2 protein-coding genes are annotated in these 4,895 nt (G+C 37.7%); both read right to left on the reverse strand.

Going from position 1 to position 4,895, the window contains the following annotated elements:
- Positions 1-3,476, reverse strand: a 3,476-nt coding sequence (locus ACLCDL_RS17780) for a hypothetical protein (protein ID WP_423149759.1), incomplete at its 3' end; no start/stop codon positions are given.
- Positions 3,477-3,539: 63 nt separating this feature from the next.
- Positions 3,540-4,475, reverse strand: coding sequence for a hypothetical protein (locus ACLCDL_RS17785; protein WP_423149760.1), 936 nt, complete (start codon positions 4,473-4,475; stop codon positions 3,540-3,542).
- Between the last annotated feature and the right edge of the window lie 420 nt (positions 4,476-4,895).

Raw genomic sequence — 4,895 nt, forward strand, 5'->3', positions numbered from 1 at the left:
ATATTCCCGTACTGATCCTTAATGTACGCCAATCGCTGGAAATCATCATACTCATAATACGTCGTCTGCCCCTTCTCATCGGTCCTGCTCGTCATTCCTACTAAGGGCTCGTATGTATAAGTAGTCATTTGAGCAGTTGAAGGATAAAGGCGCAACTCATCTACATTGCCACTTCCACTCAATATAATTGATGTTTGACCTGTTATTTTGTGCTCATAATAAGTCCATCCACCTACCTTTATTCCCTTAACAGCATTTCCCACGGTACCGGTGATCGTATACGGAGTACTGTTCGTTGTCCAATAAGATACTATATACGTTTTTGCACTGCTTAAACCAGCTTTACTTATTGTATTGCCCGAACTTAGCGTATAGCTATTTTTTCCCGTTTTGCTGGATAAGAAACTAATGGCTGAATTGTTATATGTAAAAGTTAATGATTCACTGCCTTCGAAACTGGCATAGGCTATTTCAGCTTCCGTTGCATTTTTCACCTCAGCTACAGGATACTGATCCTTATATCCCCAAATATAAGCCAAGGGGGCATCTGAACTTTTTGACATGGAAACAATTCTACCCTTCGAATTATAATTATAATTCAACCTGGTTTCTAAAGCCGAATTACCGTTTTGAAAATCAACGGTGTTTAATACATAGGTATTAGGGAATGGATTGGAGTAATTATTTCTAAGCAGAGAAACCGGAATTTCTCCTTTCTTCTCAATCTGCTCTACAACAGGATTGATAATATTTTTTCCGGACATATCAGTGTACAGATATGCCAAAGTTCCTGAAGTTATATCAGGAGGATATTTGAAAGTTTTTACAGTACTTCTTCCATCACTCGTAGATGTAGAAACCGATTTCAAGTAAAAGTATTCAGGATCGTACTGGTAGTGTATTTCTGTCTTCACTTCTGAATTATTAGCATAATAGTCATAAACTATTGTCTTTGTCAAATCCTGCCGTCCGGCGTCAGGGTAAAAACTTGCAGACTTGAAGTAGATTGGTTGCGTCCAATAAGGTACACCAAATTGATCATCCCGAACATACTTGACAGGAGCTATTGAAACAGATTTAAAATTTTCAAGGCGAGAAGCTACTTGCCAGGAGATGTCAATTGTAGGAGTGTATTCATTTACAGTTTCTTTAACCTTATGGCTATCGTTATCGAAAATGACCTCCTTCAATAGAGCTCCATAAAACCAGTCCTTATTAGAGGGAGGAGCAAAAGGAAATGGCTTATCAATGACAACAGGAACATCAGAAAAAGAGGTAAAATACCTTTCTGTTCGTCCCAAATATACCCCTCCACCCGTAATTTTTTCAACAACTTTTTTATAGGTAACGGGGCTACCACTTATTGAAGTAAGCGGATAAATGGTAGAGCTTGACCTAACAAAAAAATTTGGACTGCTATTTTGATTATAACTCTCTACATATCCATCAACAAGTGCGAGAGTTCGTTCGTCAAAATAAACAGCAGAAGTATAAACTGGATAAACACCTAAAGTCCCTGAGGATGTGATATTATCATCTAATAAATATTCATATTCTTTAATTTTCGCAGGGGATCCAGAATCACTATAATCAATTATTTTTTTTACTCGTAATCCTCCTGCGTAAACTTGATTATGACCTATTGTACTTGTCACATGAACAGGATTCTGTAGACGGGTTTCTAACCAACGGAAATCAATATAACCAGAAAAATCTGTTAGGCCGGTAACATAAGTAGTAATTTCATACGTCCCTGGGGATAAATTTGATTTAGAAAACTGGTGAGTTGTTGGGGTACTTCCGGATGCCGGAGTTAATTGATATACATCTATTAAAAGCCCGGAGGAGTTCCTTACTTCAAGCTTAAAGGATACCAAGTTTGAAGCAGAAGTGCTATAGGCTGGTGTGATAATATTAAATTCGGTTGGGGAATTCGGATCTCCTTCAAAAGAGAAACTTGTTACTGTTGCGGTTTGGCTATTACAGGAAATTCCCATACTCGCATTTCTGGAGCTTTTTTGTTCAACAACATTTATTTCCTGATTTAAACGGTCATCAACTGCTTTGTTGGATTCAAATTCGAATGTTGTCGATCCTCCTGTCGGATATCTAACGGTTTTCAATGTTCCAGCCTTCGATCTGACAGGATCAACATCTCTGTTCCCAACTCCCACTTTTTGGTAGGCACCGTAATTGCCTCCAATTCCTACAGTAATTATTTCTTCGGGAATAAGCCCACCGTCCACGATATTATTATTATAAAATCCCCAATGATCCTGTTGTTCACTCAATCTATCAGGCAAGGGAATATCATAGCTAAATTGATATCCAGAATCTTCCTTCTCTGTTAATCCGCCAAATGGAACAACCTCTTTTAAGGTGGGCCTATTTATAGAAACGTCATGGATTAGCTTATAACCCCGTTTGTTAGATATATCTTGAACACTTATCTTTTTCAACAAAAAGTCGCCATTATTTTCTACTGTACGTTCTGTTGTACTATAGTCAAATGATATTGTTACCCCATCCGGAAATGTTATCAACTTTAACCTTTTACCCTCAATTCTAACATTTGAAATCGAAGCCGAATAGGATACCTGTGGTAGCGGCGTCTCAGAAGAATTTGTGCCGGGATAATAAATCTTTTCAGAAGCTGACTTACCGAGGTTATATGTATAATCGGAATTTTCATACTCCAAGGAGATAAAATCGCTGCCGGATGCAGTTTCAATTTTTGTTAGGTACCAGGAAGATGTATAGACAGCAGCAGCAGTACCCATAGAATTATTATGGGTAATTTCCATAGCATCAAAATAATATTTGTATCCGTTCTCGTCAGTTATTATGAAACTGCTAATCATGGAATAACCTGCTATTCTGGTTTCAAATTTTTGTATCTTTAATTTCTGTAAGTCCAGCAGGAGAGAATCATTATTTTTTCCATACACAAATTTTCCACTGCGTCCATTGAAATTAAAGGAGAATATATCATTCTGGGAATCCATTTCCGAAGCATACATTTTATTATACGGCCGACCTTCAGGTGCAGTAGGAGAGTTTCCTTCTAACACCTCAGGCACTGTTGGTGAATTGATAAATCCAATCCCATCCATCTCGTCATAGATTCCCCTCATAGTACGGGAAACAACCCCTCCTGCATTTAATGCCCATCCAATACCCACATTGGAAGAAACCTCATCTACTTTTATCCCCCCTGCATGATAATCTAGGGAAACATTTAATTTCAAACCGGAAGTCTTGCTTGCATAAGAATATAAGGGCACATTAATTTGAGGAATACCAGTTGATAATCCTACGGGAATATCTCCAAATTTTGTTAGAGCCGCGGCATTAGGTGAAGGTGGTAAAATATTTTCTAAAGACGGATTCGGAGAATTATTAGTTTGAGCTTTTACGGATAATAATAAGCCTAGCTGAAAAATTACTACGGCGACAATTAAACACTTTTTCTTCATATTGAGAGTTGTTTGAATAGAGTTCCTGATGAAAAGCAACTATTAATGCAGACATTGATAGTTCTATTGGAGCTTATTTTTTAAATACTCCACTTGCTCTTTCATTTCTTTTAATTCTGAAGACTGTTCTCCAATCTTTTGAGTCTGGTCCAGCAAAACCTTATTCTGCTCTATCAAGTGCAGTGTCAGTTCTTCAATCTTCTTCAGCAAAATCTTATTCATTTCTCCAAGATCAACTCCGTTTTTTTCTGCTTCGGCTGCTGATGGAACTTCGGGAAGGTGGTTATTCGCTTTTATAAACTTTTCAAGATCTGACAAAGAGAGCAAGGGGTAGTCGTTTCGGAATACATAATCCGGGAAATTTGCAGTCTCTACTTTAATTTCTTTTGCACGGATTCTGCCGTTTACCGCTAATTTATCTGTTGGGTTTGCTATACCAATGCCTATATTATTCGTAAAATTCCAGCTACCTGACACCGTTTCATTGGCGGTTTTTAGAGCAGCATCGGCACTTACTCCCCCTACACCCAAGGTTGCAGGATCAATTATTTCTATCATATTGTTAGCCTTATTGATAGTAATGATATTATAATTGCCTGCTGTGGAGCTGTGTCGCCAAGGCATATACATAGGACCATTTACAATGATCCCTGCCTGTGTATAAAGGTTTGAATTAAAATATTTAGGGCCGGTTATAGTTTCCTGTAATGATTTATGAAGGATATCACTATCATCAAATGTACCCCCATTTGCTAAAGCTGTCGGGTCTATCGTTTCAACAACGCCGCTATTTTTATTAATAGTTATCAAACGGTAGGTACCCACTGTTGAGGAAGATCTCCAGGGCAGATATACCGGCCCCTTTACAGTAATACCAGCGTCGAATGTCTTATAACCGGTTATAGCTTCGTCCCCACTTTTGTGAACGAAATCATCAGTTTGTGCGAAAGTAGTGGTTAAGCTAAATAAAGCCGCATAAAGAAGAATTATTTTTTTCATATGAAATAATTGAGGTTATATTTTAGTCGCGGTAAACATAAAATCTTACACTGCAGTTAAACTGCAGTAGAGAAATTATTTTTAGGAATAGTGGAACTTTTTTCTTTGTTAGGAAACTAAGCTGCGGCAGAAGTAAAATAAAATTGAAAAACAAGGATGGCTTACAATAACAAAACGCCTGGCTTAAATAAGAACAGGCGTTTTGTTTTTATCGAATTACAAACTCTTTTCCATTTGACAATCCGTAGTCCCTTACCCTTATAGCCACGCTACAGACTACGGACAGTTAGGGATGAGGAAGACCGCACAGTAGTATTTAAGTGTAATAGCCAAGACTTGATCTGACAATTGCTAGGTTTTAAAAAGTGTCAGATGTTCTCTTCGAATATATAAAAGATTCTTCGAACTCAACAGACCCAT

This window comes from Rubrilithobacter danxiaensis, assembly GCF_047272945.1.
GTDB classification, from domain to species: domain Bacteria; phylum Bacteroidota; class Bacteroidia; order Sphingobacteriales; family Sphingobacteriaceae; genus Rubrolithibacter; species Rubrolithibacter danxiaensis.

Coding starts and splice junctions, on each gene's coding strand:
- ACLCDL_RS17785 (WP_423149760.1), bottom strand. CDS start 4,475: ATGAAAAAAATAATTCTTCTTTATGCGGCTTTATTTAGCTTAACCACT.